The organism is Sphingobium sp. TKS (assembly GCF_001563265.1).
Lineage (GTDB): Bacteria > Pseudomonadota > Alphaproteobacteria > Sphingomonadales > Sphingomonadaceae > Sphingobium.
In genome coordinates, this window is the sequence record NZ_CP005085.1 from 403,580 (window position 1) to 428,641 (window position 25,062).

At 64.6% G+C, this 25,062-nt stretch carries 24 protein-coding genes and 2 pseudogenes; 15 read left to right on the forward strand and 11 right to left on the reverse strand.

Annotated elements, in window-relative coordinates; genetic code table 11:
- Positions 1-17: 17 nt before the first annotated feature.
- The 4 genes and pseudogenes from K426_RS26995 to K426_RS27010 form a co-directional block, all read right to left on the reverse strand.
- Positions 18-689, reverse strand: a pseudogene (locus K426_RS26995) (methyltransferase family protein); the annotation flags it as partial.
- Positions 686-949 carry a DUF2933 domain-containing protein gene (locus K426_RS27000; RefSeq protein WP_007683380.1) on the reverse strand — a complete coding sequence of 88 codons (264 nt, stop codon included), beginning with the start codon at positions 947-949 and terminating at the stop codon, positions 686-688. The gene K426_RS27000 and the pseudogene K426_RS26995, both read right to left, overlap by 4 nt.
- Positions 950-1,196: 247 nt before the next feature.
- Positions 1,197-2,558, reverse strand: a complete 1,362-nt coding sequence (locus tag K426_RS27005) for a hypothetical protein (RefSeq protein ID WP_021226801.1) — start codon at positions 2,556-2,558, stop codon at positions 1,197-1,199.
- Positions 2,555-3,160, reverse strand: a complete 606-nt coding sequence (locus tag K426_RS27010; RefSeq protein ID WP_021226800.1) for a recombinase family protein — start codon at positions 3,158-3,160, stop codon at positions 2,555-2,557. Before K426_RS27010 ends, K426_RS27005 begins: the two co-directional genes overlap by 4 nt.
- 128 nt (positions 3,161-3,288) lie before the next feature.
- Between K426_RS27010 and K426_RS27015 the strand changes: the two genes are divergently transcribed.
- The 6 genes from K426_RS27015 to K426_RS27035 all read left to right on the forward strand — a co-directional run bounded on the left by K426_RS27015 (position 3,289) and on the right by K426_RS27035 (position 11,425).
- Positions 3,289-6,240 carry a Tn3 family transposase gene (locus K426_RS27015; RefSeq protein ID WP_021226799.1) on the forward strand — a complete coding sequence of 984 codons (2,952 nt, stop codon included), beginning with the start codon at positions 3,289-3,291 and terminating at the stop codon, positions 6,238-6,240.
- A 98-nt stretch (positions 6,241-6,338) separates the two neighbouring features.
- Positions 6,339-7,787: an MBL fold/beta-CASP domain-containing RNA metallo-hydrolase gene (locus tag K426_RS27020; protein ID WP_013849921.1), complete on the forward strand. Its 1,449-nt coding sequence runs from the start codon at positions 6,339-6,341 to the stop codon at positions 7,785-7,787.
- Positions 7,784-9,322 (forward strand): thymidine phosphorylase family protein, encoded by a 1,539-nt coding sequence (locus K426_RS27025; protein WP_007683378.1) that lies wholly within the window; start codon positions 7,784-7,786, stop codon positions 9,320-9,322. Before K426_RS27020 ends, K426_RS27025 begins: the two co-directional genes overlap by 4 nt.
- Positions 9,319-10,227 (forward strand): ribose-phosphate pyrophosphokinase, encoded by a 909-nt coding sequence (locus K426_RS27030; RefSeq protein WP_007683377.1) that lies wholly within the window; start codon positions 9,319-9,321, stop codon positions 10,225-10,227. The genes K426_RS27025 and K426_RS27030 overlap by 4 nt, the downstream gene beginning before the upstream one ends.
- Positions 10,228-10,349: 122 nt before the next feature.
- Complete coding sequence (locus K426_RS30760) at positions 10,350-10,526, forward strand: hypothetical protein (RefSeq protein WP_313443268.1); 177 nt, start codon at positions 10,350-10,352, stop codon at positions 10,524-10,526.
- A gap of 263 nt (positions 10,527-10,789) precedes the next feature.
- The gene (locus tag K426_RS27035; RefSeq protein ID WP_007683376.1) at positions 10,790-11,425 is read left to right on the forward strand and encodes a response regulator transcription factor; all 636 of its coding nucleotides are present in this window, start codon (positions 10,790-10,792) and stop codon (positions 11,423-11,425) included.
- A gap of 26 nt (positions 11,426-11,451) precedes the next feature.
- On the opposite strand, the gene cueR is transcribed toward K426_RS27035, so the two are convergent.
- From cueR to copC, 4 genes are all read right to left on the reverse strand, one after another.
- A complete protein-coding gene (cueR, locus tag K426_RS27040; protein WP_004212744.1) occupies positions 11,452-11,850 on the reverse strand; it encodes a Cu(I)-responsive transcriptional regulator in 399 nt (132 codons plus the stop codon).
- Complete coding sequence (locus tag K426_RS27045; RefSeq protein WP_007683374.1) at positions 11,847-14,204, reverse strand: heavy metal translocating P-type ATPase; 2,358 nt, start codon at positions 14,202-14,204, stop codon at positions 11,847-11,849. Before K426_RS27045 ends, cueR begins: the two co-directional genes overlap by 4 nt.
- A 394-nt stretch (positions 14,205-14,598) precedes the next feature.
- Positions 14,599-15,543, reverse strand: coding sequence for a copper homeostasis membrane protein CopD (gene copD, locus K426_RS27050; protein ID WP_007683373.1), 945 nt, complete (start codon positions 15,541-15,543; stop codon positions 14,599-14,601).
- A 4-nt stretch (positions 15,544-15,547) separates the two neighbouring features.
- Positions 15,548-15,925: a copper homeostasis periplasmic binding protein CopC gene (gene copC / locus K426_RS27055; RefSeq protein ID WP_007683372.1), complete on the reverse strand. Its 378-nt coding sequence runs from the start codon at positions 15,923-15,925 to the stop codon at positions 15,548-15,550.
- A 133-nt stretch (positions 15,926-16,058) separates the two neighbouring features.
- On the opposite strand from copC, the gene K426_RS27060 reads away from it, so the two are divergent.
- The 9 genes from K426_RS27060 (at position 16,059) to K426_RS27100 (ending at position 23,734) form a co-directional block, all read left to right on the forward strand.
- A complete protein-coding gene (locus tag K426_RS27060; RefSeq protein ID WP_007683370.1) occupies positions 16,059-16,331 on the forward strand; it encodes a hypothetical protein in 273 nt (90 codons plus the stop codon).
- Positions 16,331-16,771, forward strand: coding sequence for a periplasmic heavy metal sensor (locus K426_RS27065; protein WP_007683368.1), 441 nt, complete (start codon positions 16,331-16,333; stop codon positions 16,769-16,771). The genes K426_RS27060 and K426_RS27065 overlap by 1 nt, the downstream gene beginning before the upstream one ends.
- The gene (locus K426_RS27070; protein ID WP_007683367.1) at positions 16,768-17,334 is read left to right on the forward strand and encodes an RNA polymerase sigma factor; all 567 of its coding nucleotides are present in this window, start codon (positions 16,768-16,770) and stop codon (positions 17,332-17,334) included. The genes K426_RS27065 and K426_RS27070 overlap by 4 nt, the downstream gene beginning before the upstream one ends.
- 66 nt (positions 17,335-17,400) lie before the next feature.
- Positions 17,401-19,326, forward strand: a complete 1,926-nt coding sequence (locus tag K426_RS27075) for a copper resistance system multicopper oxidase (protein WP_007683365.1) — start codon at positions 17,401-17,403, stop codon at positions 19,324-19,326.
- Positions 19,326-20,474: a copper resistance protein B gene (locus K426_RS27080; protein ID WP_007683363.1), complete on the forward strand. Its 1,149-nt coding sequence runs from the start codon at positions 19,326-19,328 to the stop codon at positions 20,472-20,474. The genes K426_RS27075 and K426_RS27080 overlap by 1 nt, the downstream gene beginning before the upstream one ends.
- A gap of 90 nt (positions 20,475-20,564) precedes the next feature.
- Positions 20,565-21,038: a DUF305 domain-containing protein gene (locus K426_RS27085; RefSeq protein WP_007683361.1), complete on the forward strand. Its 474-nt coding sequence runs from the start codon at positions 20,565-20,567 to the stop codon at positions 21,036-21,038.
- A 58-nt stretch (positions 21,039-21,096) separates the two neighbouring features.
- Positions 21,097-22,632 (forward strand): two-component system sensor histidine kinase NtrB, encoded by a 1,536-nt coding sequence (locus tag K426_RS27090; RefSeq protein ID WP_007683359.1) that lies wholly within the window; start codon positions 21,097-21,099, stop codon positions 22,630-22,632.
- Positions 22,622-23,245: a response regulator transcription factor gene (locus tag K426_RS27095; RefSeq protein WP_007683357.1), complete on the forward strand. Its 624-nt coding sequence runs from the start codon at positions 22,622-22,624 to the stop codon at positions 23,243-23,245. The genes K426_RS27090 and K426_RS27095 overlap by 11 nt, the downstream gene beginning before the upstream one ends.
- Positions 23,246-23,326: 81 nt before the next feature.
- Positions 23,327-23,734 carry a response regulator gene (locus K426_RS27100; protein ID WP_007683354.1) on the forward strand — a complete coding sequence of 136 codons (408 nt, stop codon included), beginning with the start codon at positions 23,327-23,329 and terminating at the stop codon, positions 23,732-23,734.
- A 62-nt stretch (positions 23,735-23,796) separates the two neighbouring features.
- On the opposite strand, the pseudogene K426_RS27105 reads toward K426_RS27100, so the two are convergent.
- The 3 genes and pseudogenes from K426_RS27105 to K426_RS27115 form a co-directional block, all read right to left on the reverse strand.
- Positions 23,797-24,111: pseudogene (locus K426_RS27105) on the reverse strand (CorA family divalent cation transporter); the annotation flags it as partial.
- 401 nt (positions 24,112-24,512) lie between these two features.
- Positions 24,513-24,794, reverse strand: a complete 282-nt coding sequence (locus K426_RS27110) for a type II toxin-antitoxin system YafQ family toxin (RefSeq protein ID WP_004212690.1) — start codon at positions 24,792-24,794, stop codon at positions 24,513-24,515.
- A complete protein-coding gene (locus tag K426_RS27115; RefSeq protein ID WP_004212689.1) occupies positions 24,781-25,044 on the reverse strand; it encodes a type II toxin-antitoxin system RelB/DinJ family antitoxin in 264 nt (87 codons plus the stop codon). Before K426_RS27115 ends, K426_RS27110 begins: the two co-directional genes overlap by 14 nt.
- Positions 25,045-25,062 lie beyond the last annotated feature (18 nt).

A 25,062-nucleotide genomic window follows, 5' to 3' on the forward strand; every position in this document is an offset into this window, starting at 1 on the left:
GCAATTACATCAGCCATTCCCGTCAAGGATCGCCATGGCCTTCTTCGACGCGAATGGATTGTCAGATTCGGAATGAAGCCGGGCACGCGAGCCATATAATCGCGGTAAACCTCGCCGAAGTTGGCTAGCGCCTCCTTTTCCTCATGCCGAGCCAGCCGAATATACATCACGACGAGCACCGGAAACATAGCAAGGGTCAAAAGGGTCGGCCATTGTAGCAAAAAGCCGAGCATGACGAGAATGAAGCCGACATATTGCGGGTGCCGGATCCGGGCATAAATCCCAGTAAGGGCCAATTGGTGTTTGCGCTGACTCAAGTGAAGGGCCGTCCATGCAACCGAGATCAGCCAGTAACCCACGCCGATCAGCACAAAGCTGGCGATGTGGAATGGACCGTAATGGGGATTAACTCGCCAGCCGAACATCATCTCCAGGAGATGTCCAGCATCGTGGCTCCACCAGTCGACAGCGGGGAAATACGACTGGAGCCACCCCGAAAGCACGAAGATCGTGAGCGGGAAGCCATACATTTCCGCGAAGAGCGCTATGATGAAAGCGCTGAACGCCCCCAAACTGCGCCAGTCTCGTTTAGTTGCCGGCTTGAAGAAGCTGAACGCAAAGAGGATGAAAACGGCGGCGTTAACCAGCGCGAGCCCCCACAGACCATAGCCATAGTCGGCGTGCGTCATCGCGACTCTCCTTCGATGCGGCCGTTGGGATTGGCCGGTAAGCCGGCGGGTGCCTGACCGGGCTCATGGCCATGCTGATGCCCACCATGGCCGCGGTGCATGAACAGGTGCATGAGCGGGCAGGCGAGCAGGATGAGATAGGGCAGCACACCCAGGAAGTGCGCGGTATGCTCGGTGAGGAGGAAGAAGCTAGCGACGAGCAGGAAGCCGATCAGAACGATCTTGCCGCGCTTGCGCATGCGATGGTCATGTTCGCCCATATGCCGTCCTCTTCTGGTCAACGTCCGGGCAGCATAGGCTCGAGTCCAAGGAGCAAGGTATAAGTAGAGACCGAAGTCCCCCGGGCATCGCGCAGGCATGGGTAAGGCGATCGATGGGATCGGCCATCGGCGTTCGGGCGACGCAGCTGTCGGGGAGCAGCAGTCGTGCTGCGGATTTTGCGTATAGGGCCCCTGTGCATTGTAGGGACACAGATTCACGGTAGGCATCGACGTCAGGGGTAGCCAACTATTTGCGCAGGTTCTCGATGCCAAGTTCGCGCCACATCCAGGTGAAGTCGTAGGTGGCCATCGGGTCGTTCGCGTCGAGTTGGCTGCTGCTGCGGTTTTCGAGATGCTTGAGCCACCCGGCTACTCGGTGCCGGCCTGCGGCCGTTTGAACGGCTGCGCGCGGGGTGATGTCGCCGAGTATGCCGATGGGTTCATCGAGCGTCGCGCGGTACTGACGGTCGAGCATGGCATGGATGAGCGGGGTTGCCACCTCTGGCGCAATGGCGGGTGCCGGTTCGGACATTGTCAGTCCCTCGGCCCGCGCCGCCATGGCCTGTTCGACCGTCTCGATCGTGGTCAGCGGCGAGCCGACCAACCCGGCTAGCGCATCGGTCATGAGCGCGGTGCCGCGTTTCGCCCGCTCGGCCGAGGTGACGGCGAGAATCAGGGCGCGGCCTTTCAATTCGACATTGCCGAGCACCGGGGTGCCGTCCGCCATCGTCACACCCCACGCCATACGCCCGGTGCTCTTCGCTATTCCGTTCGGTTCCTCGCCCAGCCAGTTCCAGAAGTGCGTGGTTTCCCGCTGAAGCGCAGGGATAGTATCGAGCCGCTCACCGACCAGCGCCTGGGTCACGCCGCGTGCGAAGGGAAAGCGCACGCGGTGGAACACCACTTCCTCGCCATCACTGTTGTGCAGCGTAGGGATCGACGCCGGTCCCATGGTCTTGGGAACGACATCGAACAGCCATGCCGTGCTGATGAGGGCTGGAAGCGCAGCAAGATCGTCGGCGTCTAGGTTCAACGCGGTGCGCGGGCTGCGCTTGCCCTTCGAGCGCCGCAGATCGGCGACGAGCGCCTCGGCCGCCTCCATCGTGAACGACAGCACGCCGCCCGACAGGAGGTGCTTGCCTCCGACCTGCACGACGCGGGCACCGATCCTGTCCCATTGCTTCAGCGTCTGCGAGGCGCTGCGCTCGGATACTCGAAGTGGCTCGTCGCCCTGGATCAGGTCGCGCACAAGGAAGCCGCTCCCGGGCTCGACCTCGCTGACTTCGTAGAGGCTCATCACCGACGATCGAAGGGCACGCAGGTAGATTTTGGTCGAGCCGCTCTCGTTCCAACCCCGGCGCCGAATATAGTCATCAACAATGTTCCGGTCCCCGGGTTCGATGGTGCGCGTGAGCAGATCCTCGAACGCGCATCCCCACAACACGCCGGCCCAATGATCGCCGACGATGTCTGCCAGCTCGTCCGCTTCGAAGTCGAACTCCTCCATCGCCAGACCGAGATGATCGCCGAGCGCCTCGCCCAGATGCTCGCCCCAGGCCGGCGAGGTGGCGAACTTCATGACGCCGGACAGATCGTGACCACGCTTCATGCCTGTTCCCTCTGCTGCTGACTGAATTGCTGGCGGTGCGCGGCGACGATGCGCGAGACCGTGGGTTCGCTGACGCCGTACAACCGTGCCATCTCGGCACCGGACTTGCGACCGGAGGTGACGGATTCGGCGATTTCGCGACGCTGCTTGTCGCCGAGCTTGCGCCGTCGTCCGCCGATCCGCCCTTCGGCACGTGCCTGGGCAAGGCCGGCGCTGGTGCGTTCGCGGATCATGGCCCGCTCGAACTCGGCGAAGCTTCCCACCATTTGCATCATCATCCGCCCTGCCGCGGTGGTGGTGTCGATCGCTTCGGTCAACGAACGAAAGCCCGCTCCCGCGAGCTCGATCCGCTCCATGATGTGCAGCATGTCCTTCAGGCTGCGCGACAGCCGGTCGAGCTTCCAGACGACGACGACATCTCCCTCGCGCAACTGCCCGATCATCTCCAGGAGCTTGGGTCGGTCCCATCGCCCGCCGCTAGCGGTCTCCTCGAATACACGTTTGCAGCCGAGCGCGTCGAGCGCGCGCCGCTGCGTGGCGTTCGACTGGTCGTCGCCCTTCGACACGCGGGCATAGCCGATCAGATAGGATTCGCGCGTCATCCAGCTTCTTTCACAAACGGCCGTATCCGGAGGTGGAAACAGGATGCACCAATTTCCGCAGCCTTGGGCCTTTCACAATCCTCTTTCATTAAGCGGGCAAAAGGCAAGAGGTTTTTGAAGGATGAAACATGCCCGCACGTATTCCGATGACCCAGCGGCAGCGCGCCGCATTGCTTGCTTTGCCCGACAGCGAGGCGGCGGTGGTGCGACACTATGGCCTCGATGCCGAGGACCTTGCTGCAATCGGCACCGCGCGCACTCCGGCAACCCGGTTGAGCTACGCCCTGCAACTCTGTTGCCTCCGCTTTCCGGGGCGGCATCTGCGCGCAGGCGAGCTGTTGCCTGCGATCATGCTCGACCATATCGCCGAGCAGGTCGGGGTGGATGCAGGCGCCATCGCCGACTTCGCGCGGCGAGCGCCGACCCGCTACGATCAGCTTGCCGCCATCAAGGCGCGCTTCGGCTTCACCGATCTGAGCCGGCCAGCGCGCGGTATCATGATGACCTGGCTGGAAATCGAAGCCATGCCCATCGTGGACGGGCGTATTCTGCTCGATCGACTGCTCGACGAGCTGCGCACGCGGCGCATCGTTATCCCCGGCATCAGCGTAGTCGAGCGGATGGCGGCCGAGGCGATGCTGCGGGTGGAAACCGATCTGGTCGCTGCAATCCATGATAAACTCGATGCGGATATGCGTCAGCGCCTCGATACGCTGGTCGATGAGAAGGTGCATGATCGACAGAGCCGCTTGTCGTGGCTGCGCGAACCACAGCCCCGCGTCGCGTCAGCCTCGCTCGCCGAAATCCTTGAGAAGGTCGCTCTGATCCGCAGGACCGGAATTTCCTGTGTTCCGGTCGATCCCCTGCACGAGCCACGCATGACGCAGTTCGCCCGCGAAGGCGTGCGCTATACCGCCCAGGCCTTCCAACAGATGCGCGCCTCCCGCAGGCGGGTCATCCTGCTTGCTACGCTGCGCGAGATGGAAGCCACGCTTACCGACGCGGCGATCGCCATGTTCGGCGCCTTGATGGGACGCGCTCACCTTCGTGCCCGCAAACGCCTGGAACAGGGAATCGCGATTTCGGGACGCGAAGGCCGTGACCGACTGATGCGCATCGCCACCGTGCTGGAAACAGTTAGCCGGGTAGCACGCACCGGTGAAGATATCGGCGCGGCCCTCAGGGATATCGTGCCTCTCGACATGCTCGATGCCGATGCCGCGATCATCCGTCGTACCGCGGCACCTCACAGGGACGATGTGTTGAGCGAGATCGCAGCCGAATACCGGACCTTCAAACGAATAGGACCTCTATTCCTGCAAACGCTCGATTTCCACGGCCGGGCCGGCACCGCGGCGTTGCGCAATGCGATGACGGTCCTGTCGGATCTTGATGGCGACTGGCGCAAGCCGCTCCCTGCCGACGTTCCGCTCGGTCATGTCGAGCGGCGCTGGCACCGCCATGTCGTGGTCGCCGGCAAGATCGACCGGACGCATTGGGAGATGGCCACCTACGGGGCGCTCGCCAATGCACTGGCATCGGGTGATATCTGGGTGCCGAGGTCACGGCTGCACAGGTCGCTGGAGGTGCTGCTCGCGCCATCAAGTGGCGCAGCGCTGCAACCGGTGTTCTCGCTCGGTGATCCACACGCATGGCTCGATCAGCGCGCCGCGCAACTCGACAAAGCCTTGTGCGACGTCGCCCAGAATCTGGCCGGACGTGATGCTGCCCTGTTCGCTGGCGAGCGATTGCGCTTCCCCAAGGAACTGAAGGACGATGATGCCGGGCACGACGAAGGACGGCATCTGACGCTTGCCTGCTACGGTATGCTGCCTGCCACGCGTATCACCGACGTGCTGTCGCAGGTCGAACGATGGACCGGCTTCACCCAGCACTTCGGGCACGTCTCGACCGGGTTGCCGCCTGGCGATGAGCAGGCCTTCCTCGCCACTCTGATTGCCGAAGCGACCAATCTTGGGCTGTCGCGCATGGCCGAGGTATGCGGCGCAGGGTCACGCCGCGCGCTGCTGCGCATGCAGACATGGCACATGCGCGAGGAAACCTTTCGGGCGGCGCTCGCCTGTCTGACCGACGCCATCCACGCCGAGCCGATCGCCGCCTGGTTTGGGCAAGGACACCGGGCTTCCGCGGATGGCCAGGCCTTCTACCTGGGCGGGCCGGGCGAAGCCGGCGGAGCGGTCAACGCCCATTATGGTCGCGACCCAGTGGTCAAGATCTACACCACCATCACCGACCGCTACGCGCCGCTGCACCAGACGGTGATCGCCGGCACGGCAGGAGAAGCCATCCATGCGCTCGATGGGCTCCTCGGCCATGACAGCAACGCCGATCTGACCGCGCTGCACGTCGATGGAGGCGGCGTTTCCGACATCGTGTTCGCAACGATGCATCTCCTCGGGCTCGATTTCGAGCCGCGCATTCCTCGCCTGTCCGACCGGCGCCTCTACGCATTCGAACCTTCGAAGCGCTATGGCAGGCTTGCGCCACTGTTCGGTCACAGGCTCAACCGGGATCTGATCGTCAGCCACTGGCCGGATATCGAACGCGTCATCGGCGCGATGCGTGATCGCACCGTTACGCCCTCGCTGATCCTCAAAAAGCTATCCGCCTACCGCCAGCAGAACAGCCTCGCCGCGGCGCTCCGCGAGGTAGGACGGATCGAGCGCACGCTGTTCACGTTGCGCTGGTTCGACGATCCGGCGCTACGCCGCACGGTCACCGCCGAGTTGAACAAGGGCGAGGCGCGCAACAGCCTGGCGCGAGCGGTCGCCTTCCATCGGCTCGGTCGCTTTCGCGACCGTGGCTTGGAGAACCAGCAAACCCGCGCGGCTGCCCTCAACCTCGTCACCGCAGCGATCATCCTGTTCAACTGTCGCTATCTTGGGCACGCCGTCGAAGAAATGCGCCGCCGCGGAAGCCAGATCGATCCGGCTATGCTGTCTCGGCTCTCACCATTGGGTTGGGATCGCATCAATCTCACCGGCGATTATGTCTGGTCCGATCACCTCGATCTCGACGCCAATGGCCTCATGCCGCTGCTCATCAAACCGCTACCGTGAATCTGTGTCCGCATAATGCACAGGGGCCTATAGGCGTGCGGCGTCCGCGAACCAATGCTGCGCTCACGAACATAATCGTGAGAGGCAGGCCCGCGTCCATGCAAAAGAGAAAGAAACGGCACCATTCCCGCGTGACCATCTTCGAGCGTGAAGCAAGGATCGATCTGGCCAAGCGCCCGGCCGATGGTCTCGGCGTTGCCTTTCTCGGCGCATCGGGAACGGTCACAGGGTCGCGTTATCTGGTGGACGATGGTGAAACTCAGATCGTGGTCGATTCCGGCCTGTTTCAGGGACCCAGGGATCTGCGCCGCCTTAATTGGGCATCGATCCCACCCGAAGTCGCGGATGTCGGCCAGGTGCTGCTGACCCACGCCCATCTCGATCACTCGGGCGCACTACCGCGCATGGCGCGCCTGGGCTGGGACGGGACCGTCCTTGCCACGCGGGCGACCGCGGCCCTGTGCGAGCTCCTTCTTCCCGACAGCGGCCATCTGCAGGAAAAGGATGCGGAGTTCGCCAACCAGCACGGCTTCTCCAGGCACCAGCCGGCGCTGCCCCTCTACACCCAGGCCGACGCGCGTCTGGCATTGCAGCTCTTCCGCCCGATCGAGTTCGGAGCGTGGCATGCAGTCACGGACGGCATCAGGGTGCGCTACCATCGCGCCGGCCACATCCTCGGCGCGGCGTCGATCGAGATCGACTGGAAGGGGCGGACAATCCTCTTCTCAGGCGATATCGGCCGTTACGGCGATGCGGTGATGAAGGATCCCGAGCCGCCCGCGCGCGCCGACTATGTCCTGGTGGAATCGACCTATGGCGATCGGCGCCACGAGCAGGTCGATCCGACAAAGACGCTTGGAGATCATGTCGAGCGATGCGTCGAGAGAGGCGGGACGGTGGTGATCCCGGCCTTCGCCGTGGGACGGGTTCAGTCGCTTCTCTATCATTTCTCGCGTCTGCGCGCGCAGGGACGCCTCCGCGACATCCCGATCTTCCTCGACAGCCCGATGGCGATCAACGCGAGCGGGCTGATGTGCGATTTCATGGACGAGCATCGCCTGGCTCGCGCCGAGTGCGAAGCGGCGTGCAGCGTCGCGCACTATGTGCGCGAAGTGGAGGAATCCAAGGAACTCACCGCCAACCCCACCCCCAAGGTCATCATCTCGGCCAGTGGAATGGCAACGGGCGGCCGCGTGCTCCACCATCTCAAGCGCTTCGCGCCGGATGGGAAGAACCTCATCCTCTTCTCGGGCTTCCAGGCGGCGGGCACCCGCGGCGCCGCCATGATCGGCGGCGCCCGGACGATCAAGATCCACGGCGAGTATATCCCGGTCGAAGCCGAGGTCGCCAACCTGACGATGCTCTCGGCGCATGCCGACAGCGACGAACTCATGCGCTGGCTCGGGTCGCTGCACGAGGCCCCGCGCCACGTCTATGTCACCCATGGCGAGCCGACCGGCGCCCAGGTCCTGGCGAAGCGTGTCTCGGAGGAACTGGGTTGGGCATGCAGCGTACCGGCGCTGGGTAGCTGGGGCATGCTCGCGTGAAGCCCGGGATCATCGAGGACGCCGAAGCAGAGCCTGTCGCGACGACGCTGCGGGCACGCCGCATCGGCCTGTCGGCTGCCGGAAGCGATCTGATCGCGGTCATGCGCCACGACTGTCCCGTCTGCCGCTCGGAAGGTCTTGCGTCCCGCGCGCAGGTCGCGCTGCGCGCCGGCGGGCGGGAAATCGTCGTCTCGCTGCTGCACAGCTCCGCGGAGACTCCAGCGCCCGGCGAGATCGGCCTCTCCGAATCCGCATGGCAGCGGCTCGGCGTCAGCGATGGCGATCCGGTCGAGATCGCGCACGCCCAGCCTCTCGCCTCGCTCGCCGAAGTGCGTCGGCGCATCTATGGCAATCGTCTCAGTGACGGGGCTTTTTCAGCGATCATCACCGACATCGCCGAGCGACGCTATAGCGATGTCCATCTCTCGGCGTTCGTCACGGCCTGCTCAGCGGTCCCGCTCGATACGGACGAAACGATCAGCCTGACCAGGGCGATGGTCGATGTCGGCGAGCGATTGCAGTGGCCCGGAACGGTCATCGTCGACAAGCATAGCGTCGGTGGCTTGCCGGGCAATCGCACCACGCCGATCATCGTCTCGATCATGGCCGCGGAGGGCCTGATCATGCCCAAGACATCGTCGCGGGCGATCACCTCACCGGCCGGCACGGCGGACACGATGGAGGTGCTGGCACCTGTCGACCTCGACGTTTCCGCAATCCGCAAGGTGGTCGAGCGCGAAGGCGGCTGCATCGCCTGGGGCGGCGCCGTCAACCTCAGCCCTGCCGACGATGTGATCATCGGCGTGGAACGGGTGCTCGATATCGATGCCGTCGGGCAGATGGTCGCCTCGGTGCTGTCCAAGAAAATCGCGGCCGGTGCGACCCATCTGGTCATCGACATCCCGGTCGGGCCGACCGCCAAGGTACGCGGCGCCGATGCCGCCGACACGCTCGAGCGGGCGCTGAGCTCTGTCGCCCAAGCCTTCGGGCTTCGCACGCGCGTGATGCGCGGCCCCGGCGCCGAGCCGATCGGACGGGGCATCGGTCCGGCGCTCGAGGCGCAGGATATCCTTGCCGTGCTCCAGGGGCAGCCGGGCGCCGAGGATCTCGCCCACCGGGCCTGCGAGCTGGCGGGAGGACTGCTTGAGCTCGCGGACGCAGCCCCGGCCCGCGAAGGTTATGCGCGTGCGCGGGCGTGCCTCGAAAGCGGCCGGGCCTGGGCCAAGTTCCAACGTATCTGCGAAGCGCAGGGCGGCATGCGGGCTCCACCGGTCGCCCGGTTCCAACAGGATATGATCGCTCCCTATAGCGGCCGCCTGGTGAGTATCGACAATCGCAAGCTCGCGACGGTCGCGAAGCTTGCCGGCGCGCCGATGGCCAAGGCCGCCGGCGTCGCGCTGCAGTGTCGGCTGAACCAGATGGTGGATGCCGGGGCTCCCTTGTGTAGCATTCATGCCGAGAGCCCGGGCGAGCTCGACTATGCGGCGGCCTATGCGGTGAGCGACGGGCCGATCTTCGGGATTGAAGCGCTATGAACCGTCCCGTGCTGTTCGCGCTGTCTGGCAGCGAGGCCCTGGCACAGCCGCTATCCGCCGCGCTCGATGCAGAGGTCGGCACGATCGAGCATCGTCAGTTTCCTGACGGGGAAACCTATCTCAGGGTCGGAAACGACGTCAGCGACCGCGAGGTCATCCTGCTGTCCAGTCTCGATCATCCGGACGCCAAGCTGTTGCCGCTGCTGTTCGCAGCCGACACCGCGCGCGATCTTGGCGCTCGCAGGATCGGGCTCGTCGCCCCTTACCTCGCTTACATGCGCCAGGACATACGCTTCCATGCCGGCGAGGCGGTGACGTCGCGAACCTTTGCTGCGATCCTGTCTCGCCATCTCGACTGGCTGGTGACGGTCGATCCGCATCTCCATCGCTACCATGAATTGTCGGAAATCTACCGCATCCCAACCCAGGTTGTTCATGCCGCGCCGTTTTTGGCCTCGTGGATCAAGCGCAATGTCGCTCGCCCGCTGATCATCGGTCCGGACCTGGAAAGCGAACAGTGGGTCTCGCAGGTGGCGGCCGATGCCGATGCTCCGTTTCTCGTGTGCGAGAAAATCCGATCCGGCGACCGTCACGTCACCATCTCGATTCCGAATGCCCCAGCGTTTCTCGATCGCCAGCCGGTGCTGGTCGACGATATCGCCTCATCCGGTCGGACCCTCACCGAGGCGGCGCGCCAACTGGTCGGCATGGGGTTCGCGCGACCGGATTGCGTGGTCGTGCATCCGCTTTTTGCCGGCGATGCAGAGCAGGTTCTGGGTGGGCTTGTCGAAAGGATCGTCAGCACGAACGCGGTTGCACATGCGTCGAATGATATAGACGTCATGCCAGCGATCGCGGAGGCCGTTCGCCACCGGATTGAATGGCGTGCTGCGCGTCAGTTCTAAGACGGAAATGAACGCCCGGCAAACGCTGTGCGCGTCCTCATCCATTGACCCTAAACGAGTCCGAACCAATCTCCTGAGATCTCCCTTTCGGAGAAAATCGCGGCAGGGAAGGAGGATATGTCGTGTCGCACACACGCTCGTTCATCGATCCCCTCGACGTTGCTGGGCACCTGAAGCTTGAGCCCGAAGTAAAGCGCGCCACCCTGCTATCCTGGGCGTCCGATCGCGCAGCCGTCAAGGGCCAACCCGCCCCCCTCGCCCGCCGGGCGCCAGTAACCCGCTGCCGGTCGACGATGTGATGGAAGCGTAGCGATGGCTCGATCGCGCCGAGGGCGGCGCGGGCAACTCGCATGCATCGTCCGGAGCAGAGACCCGGCAATGAGCCGCAGCGACCGCGGCATTGGTGTGAGCGGAGTAGCCGAACCCTCACAGTTTCGCTGTCCTTCGCCGTTTTGCCTCGCCAAATTTTTACTCTTGACCTGGGACCATAGTCCAACGTGCAGAGAAGTATCCCTTGAAGCGCTGCCCTCGCGGCACTGCGTATTGATCGATCTCGGGGGCTATGGGGAACAAGCGCGTCGTGCATATCGTCGATGACGAAGAGACAATACGAAAAGCACTAAGTTTCACGTTGCGGACCGCAGGGTTTGCCGTAGAAGCCTACGCTTCGGGGCCGGAGTTTCTGTTGAGCGCAGAGGACGCCGAGAAAGGCTGCGTGGTTCTCGACATGCACATGCCCGACATGGACGGCCTGCAGGTTCAGGCGGAGCTGACGCGACGCGGTATCGACATGCCCGTCGTGGTGCTGACGGGCAATGGCGATCCTACGCTCGCCGTACAGGCGATGAAGGCGGGCGCTGCCGACTTTCTCGCCAAACCGGTCGAGAAGGCCGCATTGCTCGGCGCGATCGACCGCGGCTTCAGCTGGCTTGAGAGTATAGCCCGTCGTGCCTCCGAACAGGCCGACGCTCTTTCGAAAGCCGCGAGACTGACGCAGCGCGAACGGGCCGTTCTGAGAGGAATTTCGCGAGGCTATCCAAATAGCCTTATCGCAGATGAACTCGGCGTCACGTCGCGCACGGTCGAGCTGCATCGGGCCAGTCTGATGATCAAACTCAACGCGCAAAGCCTGCCCGACCTGTTGCGGATCGCTTTCGCCGTCGACCTGCACGAATCGACCGAAAACGGGCACCCCTAAAATTCTCGGCCGTGCGATGCCGGATGCTATGCGGATCGGGCCGCGGCCAGTTCGGCGATGATCGGACAATCCGGCCGCTCGTCGCCTTGGCAGCGCTCAGCCAGGTCGATTAGCGTGTCGCGCAGCGCCGTCAACGCCTCGGCTTTGCGCTGAAACTCATCGGCGCGGGCAAGGGCAAGCCGCTTCACCTCCGCGCTGGCACGGCCGGTATTGGCCCAAAGGCTGAGCAACGTGCGGATCTCCTCGATCGGGAAGCCGAGATCGCGGGCATTGGCGATAAACCGGAGGCGATGGAGGTCGCGCTCGCCATAGTCACGATAGCCAGCACCCCGACGCGCCGGCGCCGGGATGAGGCCGATCTTTTCATAATGGCGGATCATCCGCTCAGAGACGCCGCTCTGCCGTGACGTCTCGCCGATGTTCACAGTGCTTTCCGGTTGAGGCGCAGCGCGTTGGTGACCACGCTCACCGAAGAGAGCGCCATCGCCGCCGCCGCGATAATGGGCGAGAGCAGAATACCGAACAGCGGATAGAGCGCACCCGCCGCTACGGGCACGCCCGCGACATTGTAGATGAAGGCGAAGACGAGATTCTGGCGGATGTTCGACATGGTCGCTTGGCTGAGCCGCCGCGCCCGGACGATGCCAGTCAGGTCGCCCTTGAGCAGCGTGACGCCAGCGCTCTCGATCGCGACGTCGGTGCCGGAACCCATGGCGATGCCGACGTCGGCGGCGGCCAACGCGGGGGCGTCGTTGACACCGTCGCCGGCCATGGCGACGACCCGCCCCTCGCGCTTGAACCTGGCGACCACGGCGCTCTTCTGATCGGGCAGCACCTCGGCTTCGACCTCGTCGATGCCCAGGCGTCGGGCGACCGCTTCCGCGGTCGTGCGGTTGTCGCCGGTCAGCATGACCACGCGAATGCCCTCCGCCTTGAGCGCGGCGAGCGCTTCTGGTGTCGTGGCCTTCACCGGATCGGCGATCGCGAAGGCGCCGCCGACTGTGCCGTCGACCCCGATGAAGATCGCGGTGGCGCCATCCCGGCGCAGCGCGTCGGCCTGGCTGGCGAGCGCATCGGTCGCAACCCCTTCGTCGGCAAGGAACTGCGCATTGCCGAGGACGATGCGCCGCCCTTCGACCGTGCCGAGCGCGCCGCGCCCGGTCGGCGAGTCGAAGTCGATGACGTCGCTCGTGACGATGCCGCGATCCTTCGCGGCCTCGACGATTGCCAACGCGAGCGGATGCTCGGACGCCCGCTCGACCGAGGCGGCAAGACGCAGCAGCTCGGCTTCGTCGAAGCCGGGCGCCGGCACGACCTGGGTGACGGCAGGCCGGCCTTCGGTCAGCGTGCCTGTCTTGTCGACGACGAGAGTGTCGACCTTCTCCATATGCTCGAGTGCTTCGGCATTTTTGATGAGGACACCGAGCCCGGCGCCGCGGCCGACCCCGACCATGATCGACATCGGCGTTGCCAGCCCCAGTGCGCAGGGACAGGCGATGATCAGCACGGCGACCGCCGCCACCAGCCCATAGGCGAAGCGCGGCTCGGGACCCCAGATGCCCCAGGCGATGAACGCGACGGCCGCGACCGCGATGACCACGGGCACAAACCAGCCCGACACCTGATCGGCCATGCGCTGGATCGGCGCGCGCGAGCGCTGCGCCTCAGCGACCATCTGGACGATGCGTGCGAGCATGGTATCGCGGCCGACCTTGTCGGCGACGATCACCAGCGCACCGGTCTGGTTGAGCGTGCCGCCGATCACTGTGTCGGCCTTTGCCTTGGTGACGGGCATGGATTCGCCGGTGACCATCGACTCGTCGAGCGAGGAGCGGCCGTCCTCGACTACGCCGTCGACCGGCACCTTCTCGCCCGGCCGCACCCGCAGGCGGTCGCCCACCGCAACCAGATCAAGGCTGATTTCCTCTTCGTTCCCATCAGAACCGATCCGGCGCGCGGTCTTTGGTGCAAGGTTGAGCAGCGCCTTGATCGCGCCCGAGGTGCGTTCCCGCGCGCGCAGTTCGAGCATCTGGCCGAGCAGCACGAGGACGGTGATCACCGCGGCCGCCTCGAAATAGACGGCAACCATGCCGTCCTCGCCGCGGAAGGCCGGCGGGAACAGCTGAGGCGCGAGCGTCGCGATGACGCTGTAGATCCAGGCGACCCCGGTCCCCATCGCGATCAGGGTGAACATGTTGAAGTTGCGGGTCTTGAGCGAGGCCCAGCCACGCTCGAAGAACGGCCAGCCCGCCCACAGCACGACGGGTGTCGCCAGCACGAACTGGATCCATACCGAGATAGACATCGGCACGAGGCGATGGATCGCGGGAAAGACATGCGCGCCCATCTCGAGGATCAGCACCGGGAGAGCCAGCACGAGGCCGACCCAGAAGCGCCGCGTGAAATCGACTAGCTCGTGGCTGGGGCCGCTGTCGGCGGTCACGGTCGCGGGTTCGAGCGCCATGCCGCAGATCGGACAGGACCCGGGATGGTCCTGGCGGATCTCGGGATGCATCGGGCAGGTCCAGATCGTGCCTTCGGGCGCCGCGACCGGCGGCGTCGGCGGGCCGAGATAGCGCTCGGGATCGGCGATGAATTTGGTCCGGCAGCCCGCGCTGCAGAAATGATAGCTTTCACCGCTATGCTCGGCGTGATGCGCCGTGGTCGCCGGGTCGACGGTCATGCCGCAGACCGGGTCCTTGACGCCGGTCGCCGCTTTAGCGGTGCCGTGGCCGCCGCAGCAACCGCCGCCATGCGCCGCTCCATGTGTCTCGTTCATCGCCTCGCTCCTTTCGACGCCTGACGATCTAGGGTCTGACACCGTGTCAGGGTCAATACGTAATCGCCTAAGTGGCCAAATCGGCGGGCCCGTTCGCTTGGCCGCCATCAGGCCGGGGAGCACGCCGTCGGCATTGGGCTGGGTATCGTCGATGCCATCGAGCCGCTGCACGGTCAGGCGGAAGGCGAGCCGCATGAGACCCGTGCTGGCGGCCATAATCGGCGATTACCAGGCGCCAATCCGGGCGCAGCATGGCAAGCATGGCGGCACGCCACCGCTTCTCCCGCGCCCACAGGCGGATCGCGCGATCATAGTCTTTCGTCGATCCAGTCCCGCGCGGCGGGGTGTACGATTGCATTGGCTTCTCCCAACGCGAGGCGTTCGAAACGATAAACTACATCGACATGGGTGGCGACAGTGTCCCCAGCCAGGCGACCAGCCCGAGAATGACGATCGCAAGACCGCCTTCGACGACGAGGCTCGCGCGCAGCAGCGCCTGCGCCCGTGGCGCGTCCTCTTCCTCGATCGCCTGCGCAAGTGCCGGGGTCAGGCGATAACGGTTGAGCGCGGCCAGGCCCAGCATGCCGGCGAAGAGCAGCAGCTTGGCGATGAGCAGCAGGCCGTAGGTCGACTGCCCGAGAGACGCGATGTTGCCCGGGCCGACCAGGAACCAGCCGTTCACCGTCCCGGTCAGGATCAGCAGGGCGACGATGATCGTGCCGACGAAGGAGAAGCCCCGCAGCGCTTCCTCGGCGAGCATGACCCGGTCCATGTCTTCAGTGGCGAGATCATCGGTTGCGAGCCTGGTAAGAACCAGCGCAAGGAATGCGGCAAGCGCGCCGACCCAGGCGCCCGCGGCGAGCAGATGGATGAGATCGGCCCCCAGTTGCAGCCAGCCCGCCTCGCCTTCGCCGGCCGCGCCATGCCCGCTCCAGGCGAGGGTCGCGAGTGCGACCGCGCCTGCCAGAGTGGAGGCGATGAAGGCAGGACGGGATTGCCGGCGATAGAAGGGGATGGAGAGCAGAAGAACGAGGAGCGCGACGAGGCGCGCCTTCAGCGCCGTTCCCATGGACGTGCCGTTGAACAGCTCTGCGACCATGGAAAGATCAGGCTGGGTGAGCGGCAGCCCGGTCATGGCCGCTGCCTGCAACGCGAACCCCAGCGCCGACAGCAGGAGGGCGAGACAGGCGAGACCGGCCACCATTGCTACCATCGGCAGATGCCGCTGTACCATCCGGCCGCCGCCGGGCGCATAGAGCGCGAACAGCGGCAGGCCGAACAACAGGCCGAGATCGACGTAGAGCGCCCAGCGGACGGCGACGAGTGCCACGTCGTTCATGGCGTCACTTGACGGTAAAGGCGAGATTGCCCTGGATGCGGTGCGTGTCGGTCGAGACGACGTGCCAGGCGACCTGATAGCTGCCCGCCATGAGCGGCTTGGCGAGCGTCAGCACGAGCGTCTTGTCGCCTTCGACGGACGTCTTGAAGCCGGTTACCGCCATGCGGTGGTTGGGCATGCCGGGCATGCCGGTCATCACGATCTCGGCGCCCGACAGCTTCGGCATCAGACCTTCACTGAAGGTGAGCGTTATACGCGACGGCGCCGAGACGCTGGCGTTCGCGGCGGGCGTCGAGGACACAAGCTTGGGATGCGCGTAGGCCGGAGCAGAAACACTCAGGCCGACGGCGGCGATAACTGCGAGAGGCGAAAAGAAACGCATTGGAACATTCTCCTGTAGATCCCATGAGACAATACGCAGCCCGAGCCCCCACCCCTCGCAATTATTCTTTTCAATCTACAGCAAGGGTTCCTGGACCATCGTGCGTATTGATGGATGAAGACGGAGAAGCACCATGGATGAACTTGACCACCTGCTCTCGCGGTTGCGCGATGCGCCTCTCGATCCCAGGCTCGGCGGCCTGGAAAGCCGGGTCATGGCGGAAATAGCGCGCATCCGGGCCATACCAAGCCTTGGCGCTATGACGTTCGGCATCGCGGCCGCAACCGCGCTGTTCATCGGAATTGCCGGCTCGGCAGTTTCGACACGGTCTGCTGATGCCAAACCGCTATCGCCCTTCGATGCTCGGCTCGCGCTTGCGCCCTCGACGCTGCTGAGCTCGCAGTGATGCGCGACCGCCGCCGGCTCCTGCTCCTCGTCCTGGTGACCTTCGCCGCGGCGATCGCTGGCGTTGTCATTGGCCGCGTCTATGTGGTTCCAGTGCGCCCGGTCGAAAATGAGCTGCACGAGCTGCTCCATCGCGATCTGAAGCTGAATTCAGCGCAACACAGCCGACTCGAGACAATCGAGAAGAACTACGCGATCCGGCGTCAAGCGCTGGAGGCCGAATTGCGCGCCGACAATGCGCGTCTCGCGGAAGCGATCGAAGCGGAGCATGGCTATGGCCCGCAAGTCGCAACTGCGGTGGATCGCTCGCACCAGGCCATGGGCGCGCTGCAGAAAGAAACACTTGAGCATATCTTCGCGATGCGGGCCGTGCTGCGCCCGGATCAGACGGACAAATTCGACGACGCCGTGGTGAAAGCGCTGACGGCCAAATCCGAATGACCGCGTGCCTCCCCGACTGCTCGGACGGGGAGCTCGCGGCTCTGGCGCTTGGAGGCCGGCAAGCGGCCTATGGCGAGCTGGTCCGCCGGCATCAAGGTTGGGTTCACCGGCTCGTGCGCAGCCATGTCGGATCTATGGATGAGGCATTGGATGTCACCCAGGCGAGCTTCGTCGCGGCCTTTGCCGCACTCAACCGCTATGACGTAACCCGACCCTTCCAGGTCTGGATGTCCCGGATTGTCATCAACAAATGCCATGACTGGCGGCGTCGGCGAGCGGTTCGAAATTTCTTTGCCCTAGCCCTACCGCTCGGCGAGGCGGACGGCGTCGCCGACGACGCACCGCTGCCCGATCAGGCGATCGGGGCCGAACAGCAGCTCGCGCAAGCAATGAAAGCGATTGCTGCCCTGCCGTCTTCCCTCAAGGACACGCTTATTTTGCGTACGATCGACGAGAAATCGGAAGCTGAAACCGCCGAAATTCTCGGGATCAGCCAGAAGGCGGTCGAAACGCGCCTCTATCGAGCTAGGGCACGCCTTTCGGAAATATTAAAGAAAGTTTGAGGGGGATGAGGCCATGCTGCGTATTCCCAATAGGTACGCCCTCTTTCTTAAAGCTGAGACAACCGAATGATTTCTGCTCTCGACCGCCGCCAGTTCCTCCGCGGCGCGGCCCTCGCCGGCGGCGGCGCAGCATTGTCAGCCTGGCTGCCGGCCTGGGCGCAGACGATCTCGCCGGGGATGCGACCGACGCTGCCGACCGTGTCGGGCGAAGACATTACGCTCACCATCGCCCGGCAGTCGATGACCATCGACGGGCGCAAGTTCCGGGCAATCGGCCTCAACGGCACGGTCCCCGCCCCGCTGATCCGGCTGCGCGAGGGCCAGCGCGTGCGGCTCAACGTCATCAATCAGCTGGAGGAGGACAGCTCGATCCACTGGCACGGGCTGATCCTGCCGGCCAATATGGACGGTGTGCCGGGCGTGTCTTTTCCGGGCATCAAGCCGGGCTCGAACTACCTCTACCAGTTCTCCGTCGTGCAAAGCGGCACCTACTGGTACCACAGCCATTCAGGCCTGCAGGAACAGGAAGGCCATTACGGCCCGATCATCATCGATCCCGCCGGTGCCGATCCGGTCGCCTATGACCGCGAGCATGTCATCGTGCTCGCCGATCACAGCGCGCTCTCGCCGCAGGCGATCTTCCGGCGCCTCAAGGTCAACCCCGGCCATTTCAATTTCCAGCGCCAGACCCTGGCCGGGCTCCTGTCGGGCAAGGATCAGCCGCTCAAGGACCGGCTCGACTGGGGCCAGATGCGGATGGACCCGGCCGACATCTCCGATGTGACCGGATCCACCTACACCTATCTCGTCAACGGCCATGGTCCGATGGACAACTGGACCGCGCTCTTCACCCCGGGCGAACGGGTGCGGCTGCGGGTCATCAATGCGTCGGCGATGACCACCTTCAACGTCCGCATCCCCGGCCTGCCGCTGACCATCGTCCAGGCCGACGGGCAGAATGTGGTGCCGGTCACCGTCGACGAGTTCCAGGTTGGTGTTGCCGAGACCTACGACGTCGTTGTCAGCCCAGGCGATGACAAGGCCTACACCCTTGTCGGCGAGGCGATCGACCGCTCGGGCATGGCGCGTGCCACGCTCGCGCCGCGCGCCGGCATGGCCGGCGAGGTTCCCCCCTTACGCAAACGGCCGCTCGCCGACATGAAGGACATGGGCATGGACATGTCCTCGATGCCGGGCATGGAAGGCATGGACATGTCGGGCGGCGCTATGCGGGGCGTCGATCCGACGGCCGAGAAGAACGCGTCCGCGCGCCTCGCGACCGGCGCGGCGGCAGCGATGGCGACCATGGACAATAGCGCCATGGCAGGCATGGATCATTCGGGGATGGATCATTCCGCGATGAGCGGGATGGACCACGGCGCGATGGGCGCCGATGGCCAGATGGCGGGCATGGACCATGGCGGGCACGCGATGGGGTCGATGAAGATGCGAGACTTCTCGAACGCGCCGCAGGTGAAGCGCGACCCGAGCGTCCAGACCATCTCGCCGATGCCCGTCGACCGCACCGGCGAGCCCGGCCAGGGCCTCGCCGACGTCGGCCACAAGGTGCTTGTCTACAGGGACCTGATGGCGCTCGATCGCAATCCGGACGTGCGCGCGCCGAGCCGCAGCATCGACATTCACCTCACCGGCAACATGGAGCGGTTCATGTGGTCGTTCGACGGCGAAAAAATGTCGGACCATCACGAGCCGATCCCCTTCATCGAAGGCGAGCGGGTGCGCGTCAATCTCATCAACGACACGATGATGGGGCATCCGATCCATATTCACGGGCATTTTTTCGAGCTGGTGACGGGGCATGGCGATCATGCGCCACGCAAGCATACGGTAATCGTCCAGCCCGGCGGCAAGGTGACCTGGGACTTCACCGCCGACGCGGTCGGCGACTGGGCCTTCCACTGTCATCTCCTCTACCACATGCATGCCGGGATGATGCGGGTCGTGAGCGTCCGTCCGAAGGGAGACGCGTAATGACCCGCATCCTCACGCCGCTGGTGAGCGCGATCGCCCTTTTCGCTGCCGCGCCCGCCTTTGCCCAGGATCATTCAATGCACGGCATGCCCGGCATGGCGCCGCCGGGCGAGGTGCCGCCGGCGCAGGAGAAGAAGAAGGACAAGGCCGCCGCCAGGCCGCGCGCTCAGACACCAGCGCCAGACGCCACCTCGGCGATGGACCATTCGCAGCACCAGGCCAGTCCTGCGCCGCAGGGAGATGCGGCCGGTCAGCCGCAACCCGCGTCTCCCGCGATGCCGGACATGCCGGGCATGGACCACTCCCAGCATCAGGACGGCGCGATGCCGGACATGCCCGGGATGGACCATTCGCAGCATGGCCAGACCGCCATGCCCGGCATGCAAATGACCGGCACGGCGCTTCCGGCCGGCAATGCGCCCCCGCCGCCTCCCCCCAGCGACCACTTCGCCGATCGTGATTTTCCCGGCGCCGAGATGGCGCGCTCACGCGACATCATGATGAAGGACAGCGGCGGCAACAATTTCGGGCAGGTGCTGCTCAACCTGTTCGAGTATCAAGCGCATAGCGGTCGCGATGGCTATCGCTGGGATGGCGAAGGCTTTTACGGCGGCGATATCAACCGGCTCTGGCTCAAGAGCGAGGGCGAAGGCGAGTTCGGCCGCGGCATCGACAGCGCGGAGGTGCAGGTGCTCTATAGCCGGGCCATCGACCCCTATTTCAATCTTCAGGGCGGTATCCGCCAGGACTTCGGCCGCGGGCCCGACCGCACTTACGCGACGGTCGGCGTCGAGGGCCTGGCTCCCGGCATGTTCGAAGTCGAAGGCGCGCTGTTCCTCTCGACCAAGGGCGATGTTCTGGGCCGGGTCGAGGGCTATTACGACCAGCGCATTACCCAGCGCCTGATCTTGCAGCCGCGCGCCGAGGTCAATTTCGCCGCGCAGGATATTCCGGAGAACGACATCGGTTCGGGGCTGGTCAACATAGAGCTCGGCGCGCGCCTGCGCTATGAGTTCAGCCGCCAGTTCGCACCCTATATCGGCGTCTCTTATCTGCGCAAAGCCGGCGACACGGCGCGGCTGTCGAGGCTTGCCGGCGAGGACGTCCATGCCACCAGCTTCGTCGCCGGCATCCGCTTCTGGTTCTAGCATCGGGACGGCTGATGGCGGGGGCGAACAGGAGAGCGGGGCGTTACACTGAGACCCAGGTCGGCCTGCGCCGAACGAAGGAGATACGCCATGGATCATTCGTCCCACATGAGCACACGGAAGATGGGCGCCTATTGGAGCCTGGCCTTCCAGACCGTCATCAGCGGCGTCATCATGTATCTGGTGATGTTCGTCATGATCGACGGGCTCGACAGCTTCTACAACAACCTCAACATGCTCTACATGACGCTGATGATGGTCTCACCGATGGTGGTGCTCATGATCCTCGCCATGCGGCACATGTTCCCGTCGAAGGCCGCCAACATCGCGCTGATCGCCGCGTCGCTGGTCGCCTTCTTGGGCAGCTTCGCGTTCATCCGCACGCAGACCACGATCGGCGACACGGCCTTTCTGCGCTCGATGATCCCACACCACTCCGGCGCGATCCTGATGTGCCAGGAAGCAAAGCTGAGCGATCCCGAAGTCATCCGGCTTTGCGAATCGATCAAGCGCTCGCAGCGGCAGGAAATCGACGAGATGAAGGCCATACTCGCGCGGCGCTGAGTGGCACGGTCCGGCTACGCCCGGATACGTGCGCCCGGCCGGGCGTGTGAGCCGGCCGATGGTCTACACGAGGCGCGGGCCCGACGAGATTGCCAGGGAGGTGGCGCGGCTTGCGCCGCTGTTCCTGCGACAGGCTGGCGGCCACGTCCTGACGCTGCTCGATCCTTCCGGGATGGTGCTGAGCTATAATGAAGAAGGCGAGCGTGCCGAATGCTGGCCGCTCGATCGCGTCCTGGGACAGCCCCACGACCTGTTCTACCCGCCCGACGAGATTGCGGCGGGGCGTCCAGGCGCAGACCTGGCGGCCGCCCTTCACGAGGGCACGCTGGAGCGCGAAGCGTGGCGGGTCTGCGAGAACGGCGCGGAATATCTGGCGCGCCTGACGATCACCGCACTGTTCGAAGGCGACACACATCGCGGCTTCGCCTGCATCAGCCGCGATGTCACCGACGAGGCGGCGGTCCGCGCATCGATCGAGACCCGCGAGCAGCATCTGCAATCGATTCTGGCGACGGTGCCGGATGCGATGATCATCATCGACGAGACCGGCGCCATCACGTCGTTCAGCGCAGCGGCACAACGCCTGTTCGGCTACAGCGAAGCCGAGCTCGTCGGCCGCAACGTCTCCTGCCTTATGCCCCAGCCCGATCGCGACCGTCACGACGAATATCTCGCGCATTATCTGCAGACCGGCGAGCGCCGGATCATCGGCCTCGGTCGCGTCGTGGTCGGCCAGCGCCGCGACGGCTCAACCTTCCCGATGCAGCTGTCGGTCGGCGAGGCCGGTGAAGACGGGCAGCGGTTGTTCACCGGCTTTATCCGGGATCTCACCGCCAAGGAGCAGGATGAGCTCAGGCTCAAGGAACTGCAGGCAGAGCTGGTCCATGTCTCTCGGCTGAGCGCGATGGGCACGATGGCCTCGACGCTCGCGCATGAGCTCAACCAGCCGCTTGCCGCGGTCGCGCTCTATCTCGAGACGATCCGCGACATGCTCGACGAGCGGGACGACGAACCCTTCGTGTCGCTACGGTCGGTGATGGATGATGCGGCACAGGAAACGCTGCGGGCCGGCCATATCGTCCGGCGCCTGCGCGATTTCGTCGCCCGCGGCGAGGTCGACAAGAGCCTCCACGAGCTGCCGCAGGTCATCGCCGAGGCGAGCCAGCTCGCGCTGGTCGGTGCACGCGAGCGCGGCATCCGCAGCTTCTTTGCGGTCGATCCCGCCGCGACGCTGGTCCTCGTCGACAGGGTGCAGATCCAGCAGGTGCTGGTCAACCTGATGCGCAATGCCATCGAGGCGATGGCGGAGTGTCCGGTTCGCGACCTCAAGGTGGCGACCAGGTTGCGCCCTGACGGGCTGATCGAGGTGACCGTGGAGGATACCGGTCCCGGCATCGCGGACGGAATCCGCGAGCAGCTCTTCACGGCGTTCAACTCGACAAAGGCCGACGGCATGGGCCTCGGCCTCTCGATCTGCCGGACCATCATCGAAGCGCATGGCGGCCGTATCTGGATGGAGCGCCCCGACCGCGGCGGCACCCGCTTTCATTTTACCTTGATCCATGCGCGGGCGGAGGAGGAACATGGGGGATAGACGCGTCATCCATCTGGTCGACGACGAGGAGAGCATCCGCAAGGCGGCGAGCTTTGCGCTCAAGACCGCGGGCTACGACGTCGTGACCTATGCCTCGGGCGTGGAGTTTCTCAAGGAGGCGAAGTCGGCGGCCGTCGGCTGCGTCATCCTTGACGTGCGCATGCCCGAGATGGACGGTCTCGAGGTTCAGGCCGCCATGGCAGCACGCGGGGTCAACATGCCGGTCATCGTCCTGACCGGCCATGGCGACGTGTCGGTTGCGGTGCAGGCCATGAAAGGCGGCGCGGTCGACTTTCTCGAGAAGCCCTTCGAGAAAGCGGCCCTGCTCGGCGCCGTCAGCCGCGCGTTCGCGCGTCTCGACGATGTCGACTTTCGCACTCTGGAAACCTCTGAAGCCGGCGTGCGGGTCGCTGCACTGACGCCCCGGGAGCGTGAAGTGCTGGAAGGGCTGGCGAACGGCCTGCCCAATAAGACGATCGCCTATGACCTGGGCTGTTCATCGCGAACGGTCGAGGTCCATCGCGCGAGCCTGATGGCCAAGCTCGAGGTCCGCAATTTGTCCGAAGCCCTGCGGATCGCCTTTGCCGCGGGCATGGGCCGCAAGCCGAAGTGACTGCGACCTCTACGTAGCGACGGGACGAGGCGCGATATGCGATCGATGGTGCAATCGTCACACGGGTGTCCGCTTCTCGCAATGCCATCGGTCCGTTCCACTCAGCATGATGGCAGATACACCATCCTCGTCTCCGACGACGATCCCGGCGTGCGGCGTGGCCTCCAGCTGCTGCTGAGATCGCGCGGCTATGCCGTGTGGGGATATACGACCGGCCACGCGCTGTTGGCCGACCCCCGCGCGAAGGAGGCAGACTGCGTCATCCTCGACTATCGCATGCCCGACATCGACGGATTCGCGATGCTGCGTCACCTTCGCGAGATCGGATGGTCGGGACGCGCCATCATGATCTCAGGCTTTCACGACACGCTGCTGGCCTGGCGGGCCGCCGAGGCGGGCTTCGATCACGTTCTCGCAAAGCCTTTGATCGGCAGGGCTTTGCTCGATGCGTTGGACCGGCACCGCGCCGAGGTTCTGCGAAAGCATTGAGTTATGGCGGCCGGCCCCCGGCAGCCTCAGCCCGGCGCGATGTGGAAAGCCGATCTGCGCCGTCAAAGCCAGTGGCTACGTTTGAACCGGATGTAGAGCCCAATGCAGACCGCAGCGATGACGCCGAGGATGACGAAATATCCCCATTGCGTCTTCAGTTCGGGCATATTCTCGAAATTCATGCCGTAGATTCCGGCAATCGCGGTAGGCACCGCGAGGATCGCGGCCCAGGCGGCAAGCTGACGCGTGATCGCACCCTGGCGCTGCTGTTCGAGCAGGTGACTCGCCTCGAACACCGAGATCAGGATGTCGCGGATGCCGGTGATGGCGCTCTCAACCCTGAGCATGTGATCGAGCAAATCACGGAAATAGGGTTTCCTTCTCACGATCTGGCTTTTGAGCCATTCGAGCATGGAATCTTTTGCCATCATGGGCGTCGTCGTCGCTCTCGGCAGCATCGTCTACCGGGCCAGCATCCGCCGGTCATCAACGTAGGGGTCACGACGGTGGAGCGAGCGGTCGGCTCTTCAAGCCCAACGCGATCGGCTCATTTCTCGCTCACCAGTCGTGAACTAACGGCAAATTTGTCAGAATTTGAGGGTGAAAGTGATTTATGGCCCTCATTTTTGTTTCAAGCAGCGCCTGCCGAATGCATCTCTGCGATTGATGTCTTCTGCAAAAGCTTGTTGGCATCGGATGCTCGCTGATCACACCTAACCCGTAATCGTGCCTCTGGCTGACATACCCGACAAACGTATAAGCTCGCCATGCGCGGGCGTCACCAACCCAATTCCGCGTGCGATCCCAAGCGCACAAGCTGCAAGGTGTCGTCATCGGGCTTGCGGTAAATCAGCACGAGGTCGGGCTTTATGTGGCAATCGCGATGGTCGCGCCAGTCGCCGGTCAGCGCATGGTCGCGGTGGCGCGGTTCAAGCGGCTCGTCGGATGCCAGCGCCTCGATGATCGGGATCAGGTCAGCGTCCAGCGTCTTGGCGTGCTGCCCCTTCTTCTCCCGCTTGTAGTCGCGCTTGAACCGCCCGAAGCGTTCAATCGTCCGCATTGAGGTCGGCCATCAGGTCGACCACCGTGGCGAACCGCTTGCCCTTTCCCTCGCGCGCTTCCTTCATGGCCTCGATCGTCTCGGCATTGGGCACCAGCGGTTCAAACGGCAAGGCCTTGTCGCGGGCAACGCGGGTCAGCATCAGGCGCACGGCATCGGAGACGGTCAGCCCCATAGCAGCCAGCACGGTCGCGGCTTCCTCCTTCACCGCTCCGTCGATCCGGGTCTGCACAAGAGCGTTTGCGGCCATGTCGATTTCCTTTCTGCA

Excerpts from the sequence above, each read along its gene's own strand:
- K426_RS27010 (WP_021226800.1), bottom strand. The coding sequence starts at position 3,160 with ATGACGCGCGAATCCTATCTGATCGGCTATGCCCGCGTGTCGAAGGGC.
- K426_RS27110 (WP_004212690.1), bottom strand. The coding sequence starts at position 24,794 with ATGCGGACGATTGAACGCTTCGGGCGGTTCAAGCGCGACTACAAGCGG.
- K426_RS27015 (WP_021226799.1), top strand. The coding sequence starts at position 3,289 with ATGCCCGCACGTATTCCGATGACCCAGCGGCAGCGCGCCGCATTGCTT.
- K426_RS27045 (WP_007683374.1), bottom strand. The coding sequence starts at position 14,204 with ATGAACGAGACACATGGAGCGGCGCATGGCGGCGGTTGCTGCGGCGGC.
- K426_RS27100 (WP_007683354.1), top strand. The coding sequence starts at position 23,327 with ATGCCATCGGTCCGTTCCACTCAGCATGATGGCAGATACACCATCCTC.
- K426_RS27005 (WP_021226801.1), bottom strand. The coding sequence starts at position 2,558 with ATGAAGCGTGGTCACGATCTGTCCGGCGTCATGAAGTTCGCCACCTCG.
- K426_RS27075 (WP_007683365.1), top strand. The coding sequence starts at position 17,401 with ATGATTTCTGCTCTCGACCGCCGCCAGTTCCTCCGCGGCGCGGCCCTC.
- K426_RS27035 (WP_007683376.1), top strand. The coding sequence starts at position 10,790 with ATGGGGAACAAGCGCGTCGTGCATATCGTCGATGACGAAGAGACAATA.
- K426_RS27030 (WP_007683377.1), top strand. The coding sequence starts at position 9,319 with ATGAACCGTCCCGTGCTGTTCGCGCTGTCTGGCAGCGAGGCCCTGGCA.
- K426_RS27060 (WP_007683370.1), top strand. The coding sequence starts at position 16,059 with ATGGATGAACTTGACCACCTGCTCTCGCGGTTGCGCGATGCGCCTCTC.
- K426_RS27095 (WP_007683357.1), top strand. The coding sequence starts at position 22,622 with ATGGGGGATAGACGCGTCATCCATCTGGTCGACGACGAGGAGAGCATC.
- K426_RS27115 (WP_004212689.1), bottom strand. The coding sequence starts at position 25,044 with ATGGCCGCAAACGCTCTTGTGCAGACCCGGATCGACGGAGCGGTGAAG.
- K426_RS27065 (WP_007683368.1), top strand. The coding sequence starts at position 16,331 with ATGCGCGACCGCCGCCGGCTCCTGCTCCTCGTCCTGGTGACCTTCGCC.
- copD (WP_007683373.1), bottom strand. The coding sequence starts at position 15,543 with ATGAACGACGTGGCACTCGTCGCCGTCCGCTGGGCGCTCTACGTCGAT.
- K426_RS27020 (WP_013849921.1), top strand. The coding sequence starts at position 6,339 with ATGCAAAAGAGAAAGAAACGGCACCATTCCCGCGTGACCATCTTCGAG.
- K426_RS27070 (WP_007683367.1), top strand. The coding sequence starts at position 16,768 with ATGACCGCGTGCCTCCCCGACTGCTCGGACGGGGAGCTCGCGGCTCTG.
- K426_RS27090 (WP_007683359.1), top strand. The coding sequence starts at position 21,097 with ATGGTCTACACGAGGCGCGGGCCCGACGAGATTGCCAGGGAGGTGGCG.
- K426_RS27000 (WP_007683380.1), bottom strand. The coding sequence starts at position 949 with ATGGGCGAACATGACCATCGCATGCGCAAGCGCGGCAAGATCGTTCTG.
- K426_RS27080 (WP_007683363.1), top strand. The coding sequence starts at position 19,326 with ATGACCCGCATCCTCACGCCGCTGGTGAGCGCGATCGCCCTTTTCGCT.
- copC (WP_007683372.1), bottom strand. The coding sequence starts at position 15,925 with ATGCGTTTCTTTTCGCCTCTCGCAGTTATCGCCGCCGTCGGCCTGAGT.
- K426_RS27085 (WP_007683361.1), top strand. The coding sequence starts at position 20,565 with ATGGATCATTCGTCCCACATGAGCACACGGAAGATGGGCGCCTATTGG.